This is a genomic window from Simiduia aestuariiviva (assembly GCF_014192475.1).
GTDB lineage: Bacteria > Pseudomonadota > Gammaproteobacteria > Pseudomonadales > Cellvibrionaceae > Simiduia > Simiduia aestuariiviva.
Genome location: NZ_JACHXZ010000002.1, coordinates 542,149 through 560,183, shown reverse-complemented (window position 1 = coordinate 560,183; position 18,035 = coordinate 542,149). Strand labels below are relative to the sequence as shown.

The window sequence follows — 18,035 nt, the reverse complement described above, 5'->3', positions numbered from 1 at the left end:
AGTAATGGTTAGGAGTTGGCGAGTACTCTGCACAGTGCGGAGGTCAATAGTGCGAGCTCTTTGTCATTGATGATCAGTGGTGGCATGACATAGACCAACCTGCCGAACGGACGAACCCACACGCCTTGATCGACAAATTTTCGTTGAATCACTGCCATGTCAACTGGCGCCGTCATCTCCACCACACCGATGGTACCCAGCACTCTAACCTCCGCTACCTCAGGCAAATCTCTGCAAGGCGCCAGCCCCTCACGCAATTGCTGTTCTATCGTTGCCACGCGGCTCTGCCAGTCTTGCTCTGTCAAAATGGTCAGGCTGGCATTGGCGGCCGCACAGGCCAATGGATTACCCATAAACGTCGGTCCATGCATAAACACGCCCGCTTCGCCATCGCAAATTCCCTGGGCAACCCGATCGTTGCAAAGGGTTGCCGCTAAGGTCATGTAACCACCGGTTAAACCTTTGCCCAAGCATAAGATGTCTGGGCTGATGCCAGCGTGCTCACAGGCAAACATTTTGCCCGTGCGCCCAAATCCGGTGGCAATTTCATCGGCGATCAGCAGTAGCCCATACTCATCACACAGCGCGCGCGCCGCTTTCAAATACTGCGGTGAATAAAACCGCATACCGCCGGCGCCCTGAACAATGGGCTCTAAAATTAGCGCGGCCAATGTCGTGTGGTGCTGTTGTATTAATTCGCGCAGTGGTTGAATGTGCTCGTCGTCGCAGGGTTCGTTAAAGCCACAGCTAGGCGAGGGGGCGAATAAATGCTGCGGCATGGCATCGGCGAATAAGTGGTGCATGCCGGTGACGGGGTCGCATACTGCCATGGCACCGAAGGTGTCACCGTGATAGCCGTTGTGAAGGGCGAGCATTCGCGTCTTTTGGGGTTGTCCTTTAGAGCGCCAGAATTGCAGTGCCATCTTTAGCGCGACCTCTACAGACACGGAACCGGAATCTGCCAAAAATACTTTATTAAGACCCTCGGGCGTTAACGCGACCAATTTTTGCGCCAGTGAAACCGCGGGTTCGTGGGTGAAACCGCCAAACATGACATGGGAAACTTTATCGACTTGATCTTTAATTGCTTGATTTATGGCGGGGTGATTGTAGCCATGCAGCACACACCACCAGCTGCTCATGCCATCAATTAATTTGCGGCCATCGCTGAGTTCAATGTAGACCCCTTGCGCAGCCCTTACGGGGTAGACTGGCGGCGGGTTATTAAATGATGAATAGGGGTGCCACAAAAGTTGGCGATCGAGCGCCAAGAGGCTATCAGTATCCATGGGGATCTTCACATGATGGGTTTAGAGCAGCGATTTTACGTGTCTGAGGCTTGCAGGGCTAGCCAATCATATTGGCGCAGGGTGTTGCCCCTATGGGGGATAATTTTCGCGCTTTATCTTGGCCCTGCCTGTGCTCAGGACGAGCCGGGCGAGGGCTATCGTCTGTTTCTGGATAACTACCGGCTCGACAGTGCGCGAGGGGCATTGGTGGACTATCGGGCGGTAACGCCGGCACACAAAGAAACGTTACAGCACTATGTGCGGTTTCTTGAAGCACAGCGTCCCACCGAAATGACGCCCAGTGAAGCAATGGCATTTTGGGTCAATTTGTACAACAGCCGCATGATCCTGCTGGTATTGGACGCTGGTGTGCCAGAATCGGTCAAAGACATTAAACCCAATATGCGCGCGTGGCTGGCGGGAGGGCCGTGGAAGTTACCGGTGGCTGAAGTAGAGGGCCGCACGCTAAGTTTTGATGATATCGAGCATGGCATTTTGCGCAAGCAATGGCGTGAGCCCCGCATTCATTTCGTACTTAACTGTGCGAGCCTTGGTTGTCCCGATCTGCCCCCGCGGCCGTTAAAGGCCGAACAGCTTGCCGAGCAGCTTGAACAGGCGGCTCACCAATTTATAAATAGTTCAAAAGGGGTCCAGCAGGTGAATGGTGCCTGGCAATTGAGCCGAATTTTTGATTGGTTTGGCGAGGATTTTGGAGCCAGCGAGGCTGAGCGGCTGGCGTTCATCAATGGTTATCGCGACCAGCCTATTCAGCTTGATGCAACATTGCACTATCGATACGACTGGGCGCTCAACGCGCCTCAGGCCGCGCGGTAGTTTTGCGCGAGTAGGGTGTCCACATAGTGGCTAAGCAGCCCGTATTGATCACTCGTTAAGCCAGTAAATTCAACGCTAATCTCAGTTTGACGCATGGGCCGGCGAATAAACCGGAAGCTGCGTATCTTGCCGTCGCATTGGATGCGCATTTGTCGGCTCAACTCAAATTGAATATTAGGCAGGCGGCTGCCCCGACTAATTTCCCGCAATTTGTCGCCATTGACCATGAGCCGCATGCCGCCGGCCGACAAATTGGACAAGGAGCCAAACCAATGGGATCGCCAAGGGGATTGGAGTTTTACTGGAATCACTTGCTCATCGAGCAATAAGCGAGGGTGCCTGCGCCTTTGTCGGTAACCCAGTGCCTCGGGTAGCGGCACCAAATAGCAAGGGCTGCCGGCGATAGTCTGTCGCTCCAGCACCGGCGCTTCGAATTGCATAATTTTGCCCATATGCTGGTGGGAAAGGTGTAAGCATTGGCCAATCGCCGGTTGCGGTGCGGTGGGGAATAACTCATCGAGCACCAGCAGGCGCTGACTAAAATTGATGTCCAAGATGAGAGATTGAAAGGATTGGCGGTGGTTGTCCATCTGCACGGTAATGAGCTGACGGCGACTTTGGAGGTCAATCAGTGCGGCATACTGGTCCATGAGGCCCGTGAGGCTGACATCTTGCGCTTCGGGTGTGGTCGGCAGTACTTCTGGGCTGCGAATTTTTTGCATTACTGCGTGCAAAAGGCTCATAAAATCATCTCTGCTCAGCGGGTGTGGAGGGTGCCATCGGCTTTAGTGATCGGCTCGTCTGGTAGTGATAGAGCAATCCCTGTGCCAGCCTGATGCGCCACTAATACTGGCGTTTGCAGCCTTGTGCGCTTGCGCCCTACGGCAGTGATTTGCCGCTCGGTGGCAGGGCTGCTACGACTGTTTCCCACGCCGCCTAAAATCCGTACAATGGCGCCCCCAAAACCGCAGGCCACCGACAATGCAAGATGTAGCGGAACGAAAAGACAAGCTGGAATTTAACAAGCTGCAAAAGCGGCTAAGGCGCCAAGTGGGCTCGGCCATCGTCGATTTCAATATGATCGAGGCGGGCGACAAGGTGATGGTTTGCCTGTCTGGCGGGAAAGACTCTTATGCCATGTTGGATATCCTGTTAAGTCTTCAAAAAACGGCCCCTATTCATTTTGACTTGGTTGCGGTGAACCTAGATCAAAAGCAGCCGGGCTTTCCAGAGCAGGTATTACCTGAGTATTTGCGCTCGGTGGGTGTACCCTTTCAAATTCTGGAAAAGGATACCTACTCCGTGGTGAAGGAGAAAATCCCAGAGGGCAAGACGACCTGTGGTCTGTGTTCGCGCCTGCGCCGCGGCACTCTGTATAGCTATGCGGAAAAGATCGGGGCCACCAAAATCGCCTTGGGACATCATCGCGATGACATTGTTGAAACCATGTTTCTCAACATGTTTCATGGGGCAAAACTATCGGCAATGCCACCCAAGTTGCGCTCGAGCGACGGGCGCAATATCGTCATTCGTCCACTGGCCTACTGCAAAGAAAGCGATTTGGCGGCTTTCGCCGAGGCGAAGGCATTCCCCATTATTCCGTGTAACTTGTGTGGTTCACAGGAAAACCTGCAACGTCAAAATATTAAGCACATGCTCAATGAGTGGGAGCGTGCGCACCCCGGGCGAGTAGAGCAGATTTTCGGCGCGATTCAAAATATTGCGCCATCTCAGTTGGCGGATCGAGACCTCTTTAACTTTACGGATTTGGCCATTGATCGTTCGGGCGAGCGCGCCGAGTACGCATTTGAAGATGCATCCATAACGGATTGGAGTGACGGTGACGGCGTAGAGTCAGCGAAACGCGAGCGCGGTGTGCAATATATCGACGCGGTAAACCTTTAAGCTGCGAGGTAGGGCTGGCGATTAAAGGCAATTGCCAATAGCTGTAAGTCATCCTGCGACCCTGTATCACTCGATTCCAAGGTGCTCTGAATCAGTAGCCAGGCAATGGCGGTGGCGTAGCGGAGATTGGTAATGAGCTCATCATCGGGATTGGCTAAAAACGCCCGCTGCGACGCAAGGCCACGCACGGTAGATGCCAGATCTGGATGGTTAACGAGGTAGGTGTCCCACACCTGACGGTGCTGGTAGGGGGTAATGCGATAGAGTCCAAGTTGCTTGGCTTTATCTGCGCAGAGATGGTGTCCGAGTTCTGAAGCGGCTGCAGCTTGAAGTAACAATTGTTCCGCACGGTCACTGTGCAGTCCCAGCTGTCGCAACGTAGGCCTAATGATCAGGCCAATCAATTCAGGTTCGTAGATGCCCATGGTGTATCTCCTGCAGGGGCGAAAATACCATCGTTTCGCCTGACCAAGTTGTAGACCTAATCAAATAGAAAAGCCAGAAATTCCTTAAAAATAGTAACTTGCGGCTGAAAGTTAAAAATTACTTGAGCTACCTCGATATCGAGATTTTTGACGCTTTAGGTCAAAGTCGCGCCTTTATGTAATTTCGATCAAGATTTGTGCCAGTTGGTAGGGGGGAAATCGGCGTGGAAAAACCAGTGGATTTCACTGGTCTTTTGGGCGGTTTAAGGGCGTTGGTATCGCACCGGCACCTCTAAAGTTTCTTTGACTTGCTCCATTACGACGTAGCTAGTGCATTCCTGTACCCCAGGCAGAGTAAGCAATGTTTCGCCGTAAAATTGTCGATAGGCTGCCATGTCCGCTACGCGGGCTTTAATTAAATAATCAAAATTGCCTGAAACCAAATAGCACTCCTGAATTTCTGGCAGGCTGGCGGCCGCTTTGCGAAAGTCATCAAATATATCTTGGGACGACCTGACCAAGCTGATTTGCACGAAGACGACGAGCGCGGCATCTAGGAATTCCGGGTTGACCATGGCCGCGTAGCCTTGTATCACGCCGTCACGCTCCAAGCGTTTTACCCTTTCCATACAAGGGGTTGCGCTCAAGCCCACCTGGCGTGACAGGTCTGCATAGGAGGTCCTGCCGTTCTTTTGCAGCACGCGAATAATGTTTTTATCAATGGTACTCAGCTCTTTGGCGCGCTTTTTCATAACTCACATTCGTCTAAATGGGTAAGGTCTGATAATTAACGGTAATAATAGTGAAATCAACCAATTAGTGGTTTTAACTAGCGTAATCGACTAATTTTGTGTCAAAACAGCAAAGGAATCACCGGTTTCGCCTGACTATACTGCGCTCCATCAACAACCACAATGGGTGCAGTAGATGCTGGCCCAGCGAGAGACTGAGGTGATTTATGCTAATCGGTGTACCTAAAGAAATTAAAAACCACGAATACCGCATTGGTTTGACCCCCGCCGGTGTAAAAGAGCTGGTGATGAACGGTCATCAAGTAATGGTAGAAAACAACGGCGGTGCCGCCATTGGATTCGAGAACGACCAGTATGTTGCCGCGGGCGCCAGCATTATCGACTCAGCCGAAGAAATCTTTGCCAAGGCTGAAATGATCATCAAGGTTAAGGAGCCGCAGCCTAATGAATGTCGCATGTTGCGCCCTGGTCAGCTGCTGTTTACCTACCTGCATTTAGCGCCCGATCCACAGCAGACTGAATTGCTGGTGGCGTCAGGTTGTACTGCAATTGCCTACGAAACCGTTACCGATCCACGCGGTGGACTGCCGCTGCTTGCGCCCATGTCAGAAGTTGCTGGCCGCATGTCCATTCAAGCCGGTGCGCATCACCTGGAGAAGGCTCAGGGTGGTCTGGGTGCGCTTTTGGGTGGTGTGCCTGGCGTTGCACCAGCCAAAGTGTTGGTTATTGGCGGCGGTGTTGTGGGAACACAGGCGGCGCGCATGGCGGTTGGCATGGGTGCTGACGTCACTATTTTGGATCGCTCTCTGCCGCGTCTGCGTCAGCTAGACACCGAATTCGATGGCCGTTTGCGCACGGTGTACTCCACCGCCGATGCCGTTGAGCAGTATGCAATCGAAGCTGATCTTGTGGTTGGCGCGGTACTGATTCCAGGTGCTGCAGCGCCCAAGCTGTTAACCCGCGACATCATTGGCCGCATGAAGAAGGGCGCCGTTGTGGTAGATGTTGCCATCGATCAGGGTGGCTGCTTTGAGACCTCGAAGGCCACAACGCATCAAGAGCCAACCTACGTTGTAGACGACGTAGTGCACTACTGTGTTGCCAACATGCCCGGTGGCGTAGCGCGCACCTCAACCATCGCGTTGACCAATGCGACGCTGCCATTCGCGGTTGCTTTGGCAAATAAAGGTGTTAAGCAGGCGCTGTGGGATGACGAGCACTTAATGAACGGCTTGAACGTTCACGCCGGCAAAATTACCTACAAGGCCGTTGCCGATGTGCTGGGTTATAGCTTCGTCGAGCCAAAGACTGCTTTGGGTGCCTAGTATTTGAACAATCTGTGAGACCTTAGCGAAGAATTTCGCGGCCGCCCACTGAGGCGGCTTTTTTTTGCCTGTCAGGTAGCCTAAAGACTTTGTCATCAAGGGTTTAGACGGCTACTCTTAGAAGCGTTGGATATATTGATCGCACCCTTTTCAGCCTAGGAAAATAAGAAAATCTATTGTGAATACACCGTTGGTTGACCACTCATTTAGAGGGATATCATTTCGCCTTGCGAAAGTGGGTGTAGTGCTTGCGTTCTGTTTGGGGCTAACCATGAGCTCTATTCAGCTGTATCTAGACTTTAAGGGCAACGAAGAATCCCTTGAAAACCTGATTAAACGGGTCATCGAGGTGACCACGCCGCCGGCTGCAAGAGCCGTACACACGCTCGATGACGACTTGTCGTTGGAGGTGGTCAATGGTTTGTTGGCCTACGATTTTATCTATGAAGTTACTATTTCAGATGAACTGGGTAGTGTACTTGCGTCCGGCAATGAGCCGCGGCCAAAGACTTCTACTCGCTGGATTACCAAGTTTATTGCCGAAGATAGTCGCACTTATGTCGCGCGCTTAACCATTCCGGGGTATGGCGATTCTGTGGCAGGGACCATTCGCTTCACCGTTGATGTGGACGTTGCCTTAGCGCCATTTTTTGAACGTTCGGGATTGATTCTCGGTGCGGGCATGTTGCGCAATGCATTTTTGGTCATTCTGCTATTTTTTGCCTTTCACATTATGCTCACGCGACCGCTCATACGCTTAGTGCGTCAAATGAGCAGTATTGACCTCGATAAGCCCGGCGCATCACGTATCGAATACGTGGCTGACCATCGAGACGATGAGTTGGGGCAGCTAGTATCAACGACCAATAAGTTGCTTGATTTAATGGAGCTGTCACTGGCAAAGCGCAGGGCTGTGGAGTTGGCGCTGCGACGCAGTGAAGAGCATATCCGCCAAATTATCGACAACTTGCCGGTAATGGTTGGTGCTAGAAATCGGGATGGTAACTACATTTTCGCCAACAAAGCACTGGCAAATTTTGTGGGCAAAAACACTGCCGAAATGCAAAATTGCCACGTGAGCGACTTGCTGCCTTTTTATCTCAACGATATTGCCCGGCTAATGGAGATCGATCGCAATGTAATCGAAGGTGAAGTGGCCAGTGAAGTCATGGAGGAAAATTTTAGATCTGCCGGCGGCAAGCAGGTATTTCTACAGACACACATAATGCCGATGGATTTCTACGACGAGCGCGTGGCGCTTGTGGTTTCCACGGACATCTCCGAGCGCAAGCAAGCGCAATTTAAAATGGAGTTCATGGCTTACCACGATGCGTTGACCAACTTGCCGAACCGTGTGCATTTGGTGGAGCGGCTCGAGCACGAGCTGCGTCGGGCGCGCCGTCATGGCTATCATGGCGCATTGTTGTTTATTGATCTGGATCACTTTAAGACCATCAATGACTCTTTAGGTCATCCCGTTGGTGATGAGGTGTTAATTCAGGTCGCCGATCGGCTGCTGAAAGCGGTGCGAGAGGAAGATTTGGTGGCGCGCCTTAGCGGCGATGAATTTGTTGTGGTGCTCACCGTGTTGGATCAAGATATTTCCGCCGCCGCATTGCGGGCGGCCGAGGTTGGCGAAAAAATACGCCAGCGTATCTCCGAGCCCTATCTATATGATGAAATGGAGCTCCGGGTTAGCGGCAGTGTGGGAATTGTTGTTTACCCCGAAGCTGATAGCACGGTCCATGAGCTGATTCGCTTTGCCGACACTGCCATGTACCAAGTGAAGGAGCGTGGGCGAGATGCTATCGAGTTTTTCAATACGGAAATGGCAGATAAAGTCAGCCAGCAATTGTTGATGGAGGGCGATCTGCATCGCGCCCTTGAAGTCGGGCAATTTGAGCTTTATTACCAGCCAAAAATTGATTGCACAACCCTCAAAACCATCGGCGCTGAAGCGCTATTGCGCTGGCCTCACCCAGAAAAAGGGTTTATTTCTCCCGTAGATTTTATTCCTGTGCTGGAAGCGTCCGGATTAATAGTCGCCGTGGGGGAGTGGGTGCTGGAAGAGGCCTGTAAAAGCTTAGTGGCGTGGTCCGAAGCTGGTTTGTGGCAGCCAGGCATGCGGTTGAGTATAAATATCAGTCCGCGGCAATTTAGGCGCAAAACCTTTGTGCAAGATGTGAAAGCCATCCTGGATCAATATAACTTGCCAGAAGAATCGTTGGATATGGAGATTACCGAGGGTGTGGTGATTCAAAATATCGATGAAACTATTTCCACCATGGGGAATCTTGCCGAAAGTGGCGTCAGTTTTTCACTGGATGACTTTGGCACAGGCTATTCCTCCATTAGTTATTTGAAGTCTCTGCCTGTGTCAACGCTTAAGATAGATCGGAGCTTTGTGCGCGATATCGTCGATGATCAAAACGACCGAGTGCTGGTGGAAACAATTGTCACCATGGGTAGCCTGTTGGGCATGGATGTGGTGGCCGAAGGCGTGGAAGAAGAGCCGCAATTAGAATTATTAAAGAACTATGGCTGCCATTACTACCAAGGGTATCTGTCAAGCCCAGCTATCCCATTTGATAAATTTGAGGAGTGGCTGAAACTGGATGGCGATAAATAGCGAACAATACTGTTAAAAAAGTTTTGCGAGCAGAACGGGTAAGGCAGTTTCCACCCTTAAAATTCTAGCCCCCAAGCTAATCGGTTGAAATCCAATCTCCATTAATTTCTCTACTTCAAAGGGCACATAGCCTCCCTCCGGACCGATAGTCAGATAGCAGTGCTGTGATGTATCAATATTCGTCGGGCAGGGGCGGGCGTGGTAGGGGTGCGCCACAAAGTTTTGACAGCCCTTAGCGCGAGTGATTAGTTCATCTTCAACAAACGGTTTAAAGCGCTTAACCAACTCAACCCTAGGTAGCTGCGTGTCTTTGGCCTGTTCCAGCCCTAGTAGTAATTGATGCCGAATGGCATCGGGTTGCAAGAACGGGGTTTGCCAAAAACTTTTTTCTACCCGCGCACTGTTGATAAGAATAATCTCTTTCACGCCCATGGTGCTGGCCGTCTGGAAGATGCGGCGTAGCATTTTGGGGCGCGGTAATGACAGTACAAGTGTTAGCGGTAGTGCCTGCGGCGGGGCTTCGCTGAGCGTAATGTTTGATAATTTCACCACGCACGGAGTGCAATCTGTAACAACCGCACTGCCCATGAGTCCATTGAGCCTGCCCACTCTAACAGTGTCGCCAGGTAGGGTCTTTTGCACGTTATTCAGGTGCTCAGCGCGGCGACCGGTCAGCACAGCTTGATCAGTGCCGGTAAAATCCTCAGTATCGAGTATTATCAGATTCATGGGCACATAAAGCGGGTAAAATGGCGTCCCCGAGACGATTTGAACGTCCGACCTGCCGCTTAGGAGGCGGCTGCTCTATCCAGCTGAGCTACGGGGACTCGGGCGCCAATTGTAATGATATTCAGGAGGGGTGCAATCACTGCGCACCTATGAAACAGGTTAAAGCATGTTAGATACCAAACATTTACTCACTCCCTCAGACTTTCCGCAGATAAGCCGGGGGCGCCTTCATACCTTGCAGGTGAATTTGGGGTATCTGTGTAATTTGAGTTGTACCCATTGCCATGTGAATGCCGGCCCGCGCCGCACGGAGCTGATGGATCGCGCCACCGTGGACTTGGTGATTGATTACGCGCGTCAGCAGGGTATAGGTTGTGTGGATTTGACGGGTGGCGCACCTGAAATGAATCCCCACTTTCGGTATTTGGTGCAGGCGCTACGCGCGCAGAATATTCAAGTGATAGACCGTTGTAATCTGACTATTTTACTGGAGCCGGGCTTCGAATCTTTAGGCCAGTTTTTGGCAGAGCAGGGCGTACATATTGTCGCAAGCTTACCTTGCTATGAACCCAAAAACGTTGCAGAGCAGCGTGGCAAGGGCGTGTACGAGCAGTCTGTTGAGGCGCTACAAATGCTTAATGGGTTCGGATACGGGAAAGGCGAAGCGTTGAAGCTCGATTTAGTCTACAACCCCAACGGTGCATTTTTGCCGCCACCGCAGGCGGCACTGCAAGCCGATTACAAGCGCGCACTGGGCGATAAATACGGCATTCAGTTTGATGAGCTGTTAACGATCACAAATATGCCCATTAGCCGTTTTGGCAGTGTATTGCAGTCGAAGGGCGAGTTTGGCAATTATTTATCGTTGCTTAAAGAAAGTTTCAGCGAGCACAATCTCGACAATGTGATGTGCAAAGGGCTGATCAGCATCGATTGGCAGGGGCACGTGTACGATTGCGATTTTAACCAAATGCTGGAAATGCCAATGCGTCGCAACATGGCAGATACTATCGCCACTGATCAATCGCGCTTGCATTTGAGTGAGCTGGTAGGGCGCAATATTGAAGGTGACCCTATCGTTGTAGCCGAACATTGTTATGGGTGTACTGCGGGGCAGGGCAGTAGCTGTGGAGGCGCTCTTGGCTGATGCACCACCTGTAGCCAGCATCATAATACCCACCTATCGAGAGGGCGCTGGACTTATTGCACTGCTGGAAGACCTGCAAAGTGTTAGAACTCTTGGTATTGAAATCATCGTAGTGGATGGTGACGGGGCAGACGCAAGCCTGCCTGCATTGGCACAATTGTGTGATCAGGTGATCATCTCGGCGCCGGGGCGCGCGCACCAAATGAACACAGGTGCGCAGGCAAGTGAAGGTCGCTGGTTATTGTTTCTACATGCAGATAGTCGAGGCGCAGAAAAGTGTATGGCGCAGTGGCTGAATAGTGGATTGCCCTCTACTTCTGACGCGAGTGGCTGGGGCTTTTTCAAGGTCCAAATTGCGCCGCGGCAAAAGCTGCTTGATTTGGTTACTTGGTGTATGAATTTACGGGCTCGTGTTACCGGAATCGCGACCGGTGACCAAGGCCTCTGGGTCGCTAGAGCGCTGTTTTACAGAGTGGGTGGTTTTCCCGAGCAGTGGTTGATGGAAGATGTTGAGCTGTGTTCAATGCTGCGCCAACAGGGGCGCCCCACACAGCTTAGCGGGCCACTAATCACCTCCGCTCGGCGCTGGCAGTCGAACGGTTTGTTGGCCACTGTGCTGCAAATGTGGTGGCTGCGGTTGCGTTATTGGCTGGGTGTGCCCGCTAATACATTGGCTCGGGAATACTATCCCCAGCGTAGGTTTACCACGACCGACGCCAACTCGGGTCGAGCTGGCAATGCAGTTGTTCTCGATTGTGAAGCCAACAAAACTGCCCAAGATGCCTTCAGGGGCCATTGATGGACGCTGGATTTTTATTTCAATTTGCTAAGGCACCCATACCGGGCCAGGTAAAAACCCGCATGCGGCCCGCGTTAACCCCCGCTCATTCTTGCACACTGCATACGCAATTACTGGCGCACTGTTTTCAACAAGCGGCGGAATGGCGTCGCGCGCAGCCAAACTGGCAGCATTGGTTAGCGGTGTCACCGGCAGATCACGAGCATTGGTCTCAATTTTCTGCGTGCAATTTTTGGCCTCAACCCCAGGGTGATCTAGGCGCGCGCATGGCCGCAGCCGTGAATGAGGGGTTATCAACGCGCAAGGGCAAGTGGGTGATACTCATCGGCAGCGATTGCCCGGCACTGGATTGCGACTATTTCGATCAGGCTGCCGCAGCCTTGGCAGCGGGCGCCCCGTTGGTGGTTGGTCCCGCGCGCGATGGCGGCTATGTGTTGATTGGTATGTCTGTACCGCTGCCACTGTTTGAGGGCGTGTCCTGGGGCGGTGACTGTGTGTTTTCTCAAACATTGGCGAAAGCTAGAGCCGCGGGAGTAGAGCCGGTTATTTTGCCGACGCTGCATGATATCGATCGCCCGGAGGATCTGTCGTTGCTCGCAAAATGGCCGGCTTTGGCGTCGTGGATACAATTTGTTGAGTAATTGTTCGTTACTTTTATGCACACGGGTCGAATTTGATTAATCGCTGTGCAGTCGGGTTGCAAATCACCCTAAACGCTTGAAGTTTGTCTATCTAAGTTATTGAAATATATAGAATACATGGGTGGATCAAAAATTCATCACCTTGTAGGTGCGCCAGTGTTTGCCGCATATGCCGCCATCTACTCAAGGATTACCCCCAAAGTTATCCACAGATATTGGGGAAAACCTGCGGTATAAACTGATCGATTGCTCAGCTTTGTTACTTGCCTGTGCAGGCGCAATTATCGGTAATTTACATTGTTGTATTGTGCGGCTTAATAGATGCCGAAAGCCAAGCCCGCGGCCAGGGTCAAACCGAGTTCCTCCGCTTGGGCAAGGTGAGTAGCCGTTACTTTGCCTCGGCAAATCAAAGGTTGCACGACGGGTCGCAGGGGATAGCCCTTTGCGATGCGGTCAATTTCACGAATGGCACCGGTGCCATCATTGCCCGCGGACACAAACACTCCGTAGGGTTTATTGAGCGCGTAGGGTTCGGCGGGATAATAAGTGCGATCAAAGAAGTCCTTTAGCGCACCACTCATGTAGCCAAAATTTTCGGGTGTGCCAATGAGTAGACCGTCGCACCAAAGTAGGTCTTCTAGGTTTGCGTCCCAGGCTTTTACCAGTCGAGTCGTGCAGGACCCCTCGCCCATTGCACCCGTCAAGGCGGACTTGGCCAGCTTTTCAGTGTTGCCGGATTGGGAGTGATACACAATGAGGAGGTGCTTGTGAGTCATGAGCTTGGGTGACGAGGGATTCTTGCGCAGGTTATAGTTGAGCCTACTCGTCTCAGTGCGTCGAAACAAGGATCGTTATGCGCATTAGCTTGCTGTTGTTCAGCTTGGCACTGGCCAGTTTATGTCTATGGCCGAGGCTGTTGCCCGTGGAATTTCTTGTCGGCGCGTTTGGCCTATCGGTCTGCTACTGGCGCTGGGCTGCAAGGCTTCTAGCCCGTAAACGCGCTGTTCAGCCTCGCCAACTTTCCGGCCGGTTAATTCATTGGGTAAGCCTGTCTTCTCGCTACGGCGTGGCGCTGCTAGCCGGTTTGTGTTTTGCAAATTTTCACGGTGCGCGCACGATAAAATCACAATTGCCCGTCGCCTGTGATTACCAGCGCTTTAACTTGGTCGGTACGGTGATTGACCTGCCAGGATTAACCGAGGGCGGCCGCTTGCCTCGGCTTCGATTTGGTTTGCGCATTGAATCAATCGAGCGGGCTGAGCCTTCGCACGATTCAGCGCGCTTATCGGTGCAGGGGCAATGTCACACCGAGCAGCTGCGCAATGCACGGGTTCAGCTGTATTGGTATGACGACACGCTCATGAGCACGTCTGTGCTTGCGGGCAGTCGACTGGCACTGACGGCCACGTTGCGGCGACCGAGGGGGCTCGTCAATCCAGCGGGCATAGATTATCAATTGCGCCAACTTATGCAGGGCTGGGCCGCCTCTGGTTCGGTCCACAGTGCACGTGTTTTGACGCACGACGAGTGGTCAATAGGCAGGCTGCGCGATCGGTGGCGCCACTATTTGACCGAAACGGTCGCTGACCGCCAAGTTGCGGCAGTGTTGACCGCCTTGTCGGTGGGTGATCGGCAAGCGCTTTCTGATGAAAATAGACGCTTATTGCAACACACAGGTACCGCGCATCTGCTGGCTATCTCGGGCTTGCATGTGGGCTTGCTGGCCATGGTTGGCTACTGGCTGGGACGGCTTTTGTTTGCCGGTTGCGCGTTGATATTTCCACCTCGCTGGCTTGCGTATTTGAATGGACGAATTTTTGCGGCGGTGGTGTCAGTGGGATGCGCCGGCTTTTACGCCGCCTTGAGTGGTTTTGCGTTGCCGACACAACGGGCCCTGATTATGGTCTGCGCGGTGCACTTGAGCCAGTTGCTGGCGCGTTATTGGTCATTGATAGACGTTTGGTTGCTGGCATTGGCGTTGGTGCTGCTGGTTAACCCGCTACAGGCCGCCGACCCCGGCCTTTATTTATCGTTTGGTGCGGTATTGGTATTGCTGGTGCGGTTTTCGGCGCGACGTTGGGAGGGGCAGCAGGGGCTCGTTCGCCTTTGGCATTGGGTGATGCCGCAGTGGTGGGTATTTATTGGCTTGTTGCCGCTGGGTGCGGCGCTTTGGGGCGGCATCAGTCTTTCGAGCGTACTCGCCAATACGTTGGCGATCCCCTGGGTATCTATGGTCACGGTTCCCAGTGTGTTGATGGGGCTTGCGTTGCAGTGGGCTCAGCCGCTGGAGACATTTTTTGTGTCGCTCGCCGCTGCCAGTGTGCACGGTTTACTTGTGACTTTGATGGCCATTGCTCATTGGGCGGGAGCATGGGGTTGGTTGGAAATTTCGCCTAGGCCGCTGCAGTTGTTATTTGCGTTTATGGTCGTAATTATCGTGATGTTGCCGATGCCGAGGTGGCCTCGTGCGGTGGCGATATTGTCGGTATGTGCTGTCGCAGCATTACACAGTGGTTTACAGGGGATTACTGCGCCGATTGAGCGGCGAATTACCGTATTTGATGTGGGGCAGGGTCTGGCTGTATTGGTAGAGGCTGGCCCGGTGCGAATTTTATACGATACCGGACCGCCGCTTGGGCCACACAGCACCGCCACAGGCCAGATAGTGCTGCCGTATTTATTGAGCCGTGGCATTGAATCCTTGGATCTTTTTATTGTTAGTCATGCCGACGCCGATCATGCCAGTGGCGTATCCGAGATTTTGCAGCACATGACGGTGGCGCGGGGCTGGCTTGGGGAGTTTGATACAGCGGTTGCGACCGCAGAGAGCGGTTGGGTTACTCAACCTAGGGCTGCAACGGGACCGGTAAACAAGCCAGTGCTCTGTCACGGCAGACGTTGGGCAGTAGATAATTTGGGTATTGCGGCCATCGCAATAGCCGGTGGCGAGAGTGACGATGGCAATAATGCCTCCTGCGTGGTGTTGTTGCAGCTTCCCGAAGTGCAAATTTTACTGCCCGGCGATATTGGCAAGGGGCGTGAATTGCAATTGGCTAAAATTCCGGTGTTGTCCGATCGTCCGACGTTGTTAGTGGCGCCTCATCACGGCAGCAATAGTTCATCGAGCTTTGCGTTGTTAAGTCAGGTGGCGCCAGCGCAGGTCATAGTGAGCGCAGGGTACAAAAACCGATATGGCCATCCCCACGCATTAGTCACAAACCGGTTCGAGGTCTTCCAGATGCCAACGTGGAATACTGCGCACAGTGGCGCCGTGCAATATGTTTGGCTGCCCCGGGAGCGTGGGCAGATTCGCACTTGGCGGAATTTTCGCCCTCGCTTCTGGCATGATCGCTAAACAGCTTCAGAGCCTTGTGGTAGAGTGACGGGCAATTTCAGCGGGGTTTGCACGCTGGTAGTAATTATCCCTTACGGGACATGCGCTTAGGAGTGTTAAGTGATAGAGATTTTCCTGTCTGGCGGCCCGCTTATGTGGCCCATCTTATTATGCTCATTGGCCGTCGTCGGCATAACCTTGGAGCGCCTTTGGACCCTCGATGCCCAAAAAATTGCACCTAGACATTTGCTGGCGCAAGTGTGGGGCTGGATAAAAAACAACCAACTCGACGCCAATAAAATTAAAGAGCTTAAGCAATCCTCCCAGCTCGGAAAAATCTTGGCCGCGGGTTTAAGTAATTCCCGTCACGGTCGCGATATTATGCGCGATACTATCCAAGAGGCCGCTGCAGAAGTGGTGCACAGCTTAGAGCAATACCTTGGTGCATTGGCTACGATCGCTGCGGTGGCGCCCTTGCTCGGTTTGTTAGGCACCGTCATTGGTATGATCGATGTATTCAACACAATCACCGAGCAGGGTACTGGCAATGCCGGTGCGTTGGCGGGCGGTATTTCACAGGCCCTGATCACTACGGCAGCCGGGCTTTGCGTCGCGATTCCAGCAATGATTGCGCATCGTATTTTTATACGAAAAGTAGATTCTTTAGTGGTGATCATGGAGCAGGAGTCCATTAAATTAGTGGACGCATTGCACAGCGATCGTCGAGTGGAAGGCAAGGGATACTAAATGAGCAATGCCGTTCAATTTCGTCGCTCTAAGCGGGAGGAAGAATCGGTCAATTTAACGCCATTGATTGATGTGGTGTTTTTGTTGTTGATTTTTTTCATGGTGTCTACCACCTTTACCAAAGAAACCCATCTATCTATCGACTTGCCTGAAGCAAAAGGGGAGTCTGCGCAAACTCTACCCGAACAAATTGAAATTCTCATTCATGCCGACGGTAGTTACGCCATCAATGGTCAAACATTGGTGGATAAAAAGTTGCCAACCTTGCTGCGTGCGCTGCAATCAGTGGGCGGCGACAGTGAAAGCACACCACTTATTATTACCGCCGATGCTGCAACACCTCATCAAGCGGTAGTCACGGCCATGGATGCCGCGGGTCAGCTTGGGTTTGTGCACCTCAGTCTAACCACGCGTCGACCTGAAGTGCAGGACGAATAGTTGTATGCAGGCCTTTTTGTTGCGGGCCTGGTATCAGGGCGATTGGCGCTGGTGGTTAATAGTGCCACTGCTGCTGCCCTTAAACTGGCTTATGGCGGCTGTGACATCCTTCCGGCGCAAGTGGTTGACGTCACGGGCAGGTGCCGGCTTTAACGCACCCGTGATCGTGGTGGGTAATATCTCCCTAGGTGGTACCGGCAAAACACCGCTCATTATTTCGTTGACGGAATCTTTGATTGCGAAAGGTTGGCGCCCTGGCATCGTGAGTAGGGGTTATGGCGGTCAATCTAATTACCCACTCATGGTTAAACAGGGCACACCGACATCGGCCTGTGGCGATGAGCCGAAAATGTTAGCTGAGCGTACGGGGGTGCCGCTGGTTGTCGATCCCCTTCGTAGGCGCGCTGTGGAATTTTTACTGGCGCAATCAAATTGCAACATCGTTTTGAGTGACGATGGCCTACAGCATTACGCTTTGTATAGAGATGTTGAAATAGCGGTTCTCGATGGCGCGCGAGGATTGGGCAATGGTTGGTTGTTACCCATTGGCCCCCTGCGAGAATCGGCACGCCGGCTACAGGAAGTGGATTGTTTGGTCATCAATCAATCGGGGCCAATACACCCTAGCCTTGAGCCATTCGCCAGCCGCGCAATCCGCATGCAGTTAAGCCCTACAGTATTTATCAATGTTAGAACCGGGGAGCAGCGTTCGCTGACCTCGGTGGCGGAACATGAGTGGACTGCGGTATGTGGCATAGGAAACCCCGATCGTTTTTATCGCACATTGGCCGATTTGAGTTTGCAGTTCCAGCCCAAGAGCTTTCCCGATCACCATGCCTATAATGTGTTGGAGTTGCAGTCGCTGCTAAATGAACCCGTGCTAATGACAGAGAAAGATGCGGTAAAATGTCGCGCATTTGCTGGGGAAAATTGGTGGTATTTACAGGTCAGCCCCAGTTTTAGTGATGCGCTTGCAGAGCAAGTACTGGCCTGTTTGGCCACGAAAAATAGAGCACGATAAAGCTCATCGGATTTACCGAT

General features: G+C 52.5%; 17 protein-coding genes and 1 tRNA gene. 11 read left to right on the top strand and 7 right to left on the bottom strand.

Features of this window, described 5'->3' with window-relative positions; translation table 11 throughout:
• Nucleotides 1-8: 8 nt before the first annotated feature.
• A complete protein-coding gene (gene bioA, locus FHS30_RS08175; RefSeq protein ID WP_183909958.1) occupies nucleotides 9-1,289 on the bottom strand; it encodes an adenosylmethionine--8-amino-7-oxononanoate transaminase in 1,281 nt (426 codons plus the stop codon).
• A 12-nt stretch (nucleotides 1,290-1,301) separates the two neighbouring features.
• Here bioA and FHS30_RS08170 point away from each other — a divergent pair, with 12 nt between their 5' ends.
• On the top strand, nucleotides 1,302-2,123 hold the full coding sequence (locus tag FHS30_RS08170; RefSeq protein ID WP_183909957.1) for a DUF547 domain-containing protein: 822 nt from the start codon (nucleotides 1,302-1,304) through the stop codon (nucleotides 2,121-2,123).
• Here the strand turns inward: FHS30_RS08170 and FHS30_RS08165 are convergent.
• The gene (locus FHS30_RS08165; protein ID WP_183909956.1) at nucleotides 2,108-2,866 is read right to left on the bottom strand and encodes a flagellar brake protein; all 759 of its coding nucleotides are present in this window, start codon (nucleotides 2,864-2,866) and stop codon (nucleotides 2,108-2,110) included. The genes FHS30_RS08170 and FHS30_RS08165 overlap by 16 nt on opposite strands.
• A 238-nt stretch (nucleotides 2,867-3,104) precedes the next feature.
• On the opposite strand from FHS30_RS08165, the gene ttcA reads away from it, so the two are divergent.
• Nucleotides 3,105-4,028: a tRNA 2-thiocytidine(32) synthetase TtcA gene (gene ttcA / locus FHS30_RS08160; protein WP_183909955.1), complete on the top strand. Its 924-nt coding sequence runs from the start codon at nucleotides 3,105-3,107 to the stop codon at nucleotides 4,026-4,028.
• Here ttcA and FHS30_RS08155 read toward each other — a convergent pair.
• Together FHS30_RS08155 and FHS30_RS08150 are read right to left on the bottom strand one after the other, a co-directional pair.
• Nucleotides 4,025-4,453, bottom strand: a complete 429-nt coding sequence (locus tag FHS30_RS08155) for a hypothetical protein (RefSeq protein ID WP_183909954.1) — start codon at nucleotides 4,451-4,453, stop codon at nucleotides 4,025-4,027. The genes ttcA and FHS30_RS08155 overlap by 4 nt on opposite strands.
• Before the next feature lie 263 nt (nucleotides 4,454-4,716).
• Complete coding sequence (locus tag FHS30_RS08150; RefSeq protein WP_183909953.1) at nucleotides 4,717-5,205, bottom strand: Lrp/AsnC ligand binding domain-containing protein; 489 nt, start codon at nucleotides 5,203-5,205, stop codon at nucleotides 4,717-4,719.
• Nucleotides 5,206-5,411: 206 nt separating this feature from the next.
• On the opposite strand from FHS30_RS08150, the gene ald reads away from it, so the two are divergent.
• Both ald and FHS30_RS08140 read left to right on the top strand, forming a co-directional pair.
• Complete coding sequence (ald, locus tag FHS30_RS08145; RefSeq protein ID WP_183909952.1) at nucleotides 5,412-6,530, top strand: alanine dehydrogenase; 1,119 nt, start codon at nucleotides 5,412-5,414, stop codon at nucleotides 6,528-6,530.
• Nucleotides 6,531-6,801: 271 nt separating this feature from the next.
• Nucleotides 6,802-9,159: a putative bifunctional diguanylate cyclase/phosphodiesterase gene (locus FHS30_RS08140; RefSeq protein ID WP_246341221.1), complete on the top strand. Its 2,358-nt coding sequence runs from the start codon at nucleotides 6,802-6,804 to the stop codon at nucleotides 9,157-9,159.
• Between the two features lie 12 nt (nucleotides 9,160-9,171).
• On the opposite strand, the gene FHS30_RS08135 is transcribed toward FHS30_RS08140, so the two are convergent.
• A complete protein-coding gene (locus tag FHS30_RS08135; protein WP_183909951.1) occupies nucleotides 9,172-9,888 on the bottom strand; it encodes a 16S rRNA (uracil(1498)-N(3))-methyltransferase in 717 nt (238 codons plus the stop codon).
• A gap of 21 nt (nucleotides 9,889-9,909) precedes the next feature.
• A tRNA-Arg gene (locus FHS30_RS08130) sits at nucleotides 9,910-9,986 on the bottom strand.
• A gap of 68 nt (nucleotides 9,987-10,054) precedes the next feature.
• Between FHS30_RS08130 and arsS the strand changes: the two genes are divergently transcribed.
• From arsS to FHS30_RS08115, 3 genes are read left to right on the top strand one after another with little or no spacing between them, the layout of a single operon-like run.
• Nucleotides 10,055-11,035 (top strand): arsenosugar biosynthesis radical SAM (seleno)protein ArsS, encoded by a 981-nt coding sequence (gene arsS / locus FHS30_RS08125; protein WP_183909950.1) that lies wholly within the window; start codon nucleotides 10,055-10,057, stop codon nucleotides 11,033-11,035.
• A complete protein-coding gene (locus tag FHS30_RS08120; RefSeq protein ID WP_183909949.1) occupies nucleotides 11,028-11,834 on the top strand; it encodes a TIGR04283 family arsenosugar biosynthesis glycosyltransferase in 807 nt (268 codons plus the stop codon). The genes arsS and FHS30_RS08120 overlap by 8 nt, the downstream gene beginning before the upstream one ends.
• Nucleotides 11,834-12,475, top strand: a complete 642-nt coding sequence (locus tag FHS30_RS08115; RefSeq protein WP_183909948.1) for a TIGR04282 family arsenosugar biosynthesis glycosyltransferase — start codon at nucleotides 11,834-11,836, stop codon at nucleotides 12,473-12,475. Before FHS30_RS08120 ends, FHS30_RS08115 begins: the two co-directional genes overlap by 1 nt.
• A gap of 314 nt (nucleotides 12,476-12,789) precedes the next feature.
• Here FHS30_RS08115 and FHS30_RS08110 read toward each other — a convergent pair whose 3' ends face one another.
• Nucleotides 12,790-13,251: a flavodoxin family protein gene (locus FHS30_RS08110; RefSeq protein WP_183909947.1), complete on the bottom strand. Its 462-nt coding sequence runs from the start codon at nucleotides 13,249-13,251 to the stop codon at nucleotides 12,790-12,792.
• A gap of 77 nt (nucleotides 13,252-13,328) precedes the next feature.
• Here FHS30_RS08110 and FHS30_RS08105 point away from each other — a divergent pair, with 77 nt between their 5' ends.
• The 4 genes from FHS30_RS08105 (at nucleotide 13,329) to lpxK (ending at nucleotide 18,015) form a co-directional block, all read left to right on the top strand.
• Entirely contained in the window at nucleotides 13,329-15,830 is a 2,502-nt protein-coding gene (locus FHS30_RS08105; RefSeq protein ID WP_183909946.1) for a DNA internalization-related competence protein ComEC/Rec2, read from the top strand.
• A gap of 99 nt (nucleotides 15,831-15,929) precedes the next feature.
• Nucleotides 15,930-16,556: a MotA/TolQ/ExbB proton channel family protein gene (locus FHS30_RS08100; RefSeq protein ID WP_183909945.1), complete on the top strand. Its 627-nt coding sequence runs from the start codon at nucleotides 15,930-15,932 to the stop codon at nucleotides 16,554-16,556.
• Entirely contained in the window at nucleotides 16,557-16,994 is a 438-nt protein-coding gene (locus FHS30_RS08095; protein WP_183909944.1) for an ExbD/TolR family protein, read from the top strand. It begins immediately after the preceding gene.
• A gap of 4 nt (nucleotides 16,995-16,998) precedes the next feature.
• Nucleotides 16,999-18,015 carry a tetraacyldisaccharide 4'-kinase gene (lpxK, locus tag FHS30_RS08090; RefSeq protein ID WP_183909943.1) on the top strand — a complete coding sequence of 339 codons (1,017 nt, stop codon included), beginning with the start codon at nucleotides 16,999-17,001 and terminating at the stop codon, nucleotides 18,013-18,015.
• The last annotated feature ends 20 nt before the right edge of the window (nucleotides 18,016-18,035 follow it).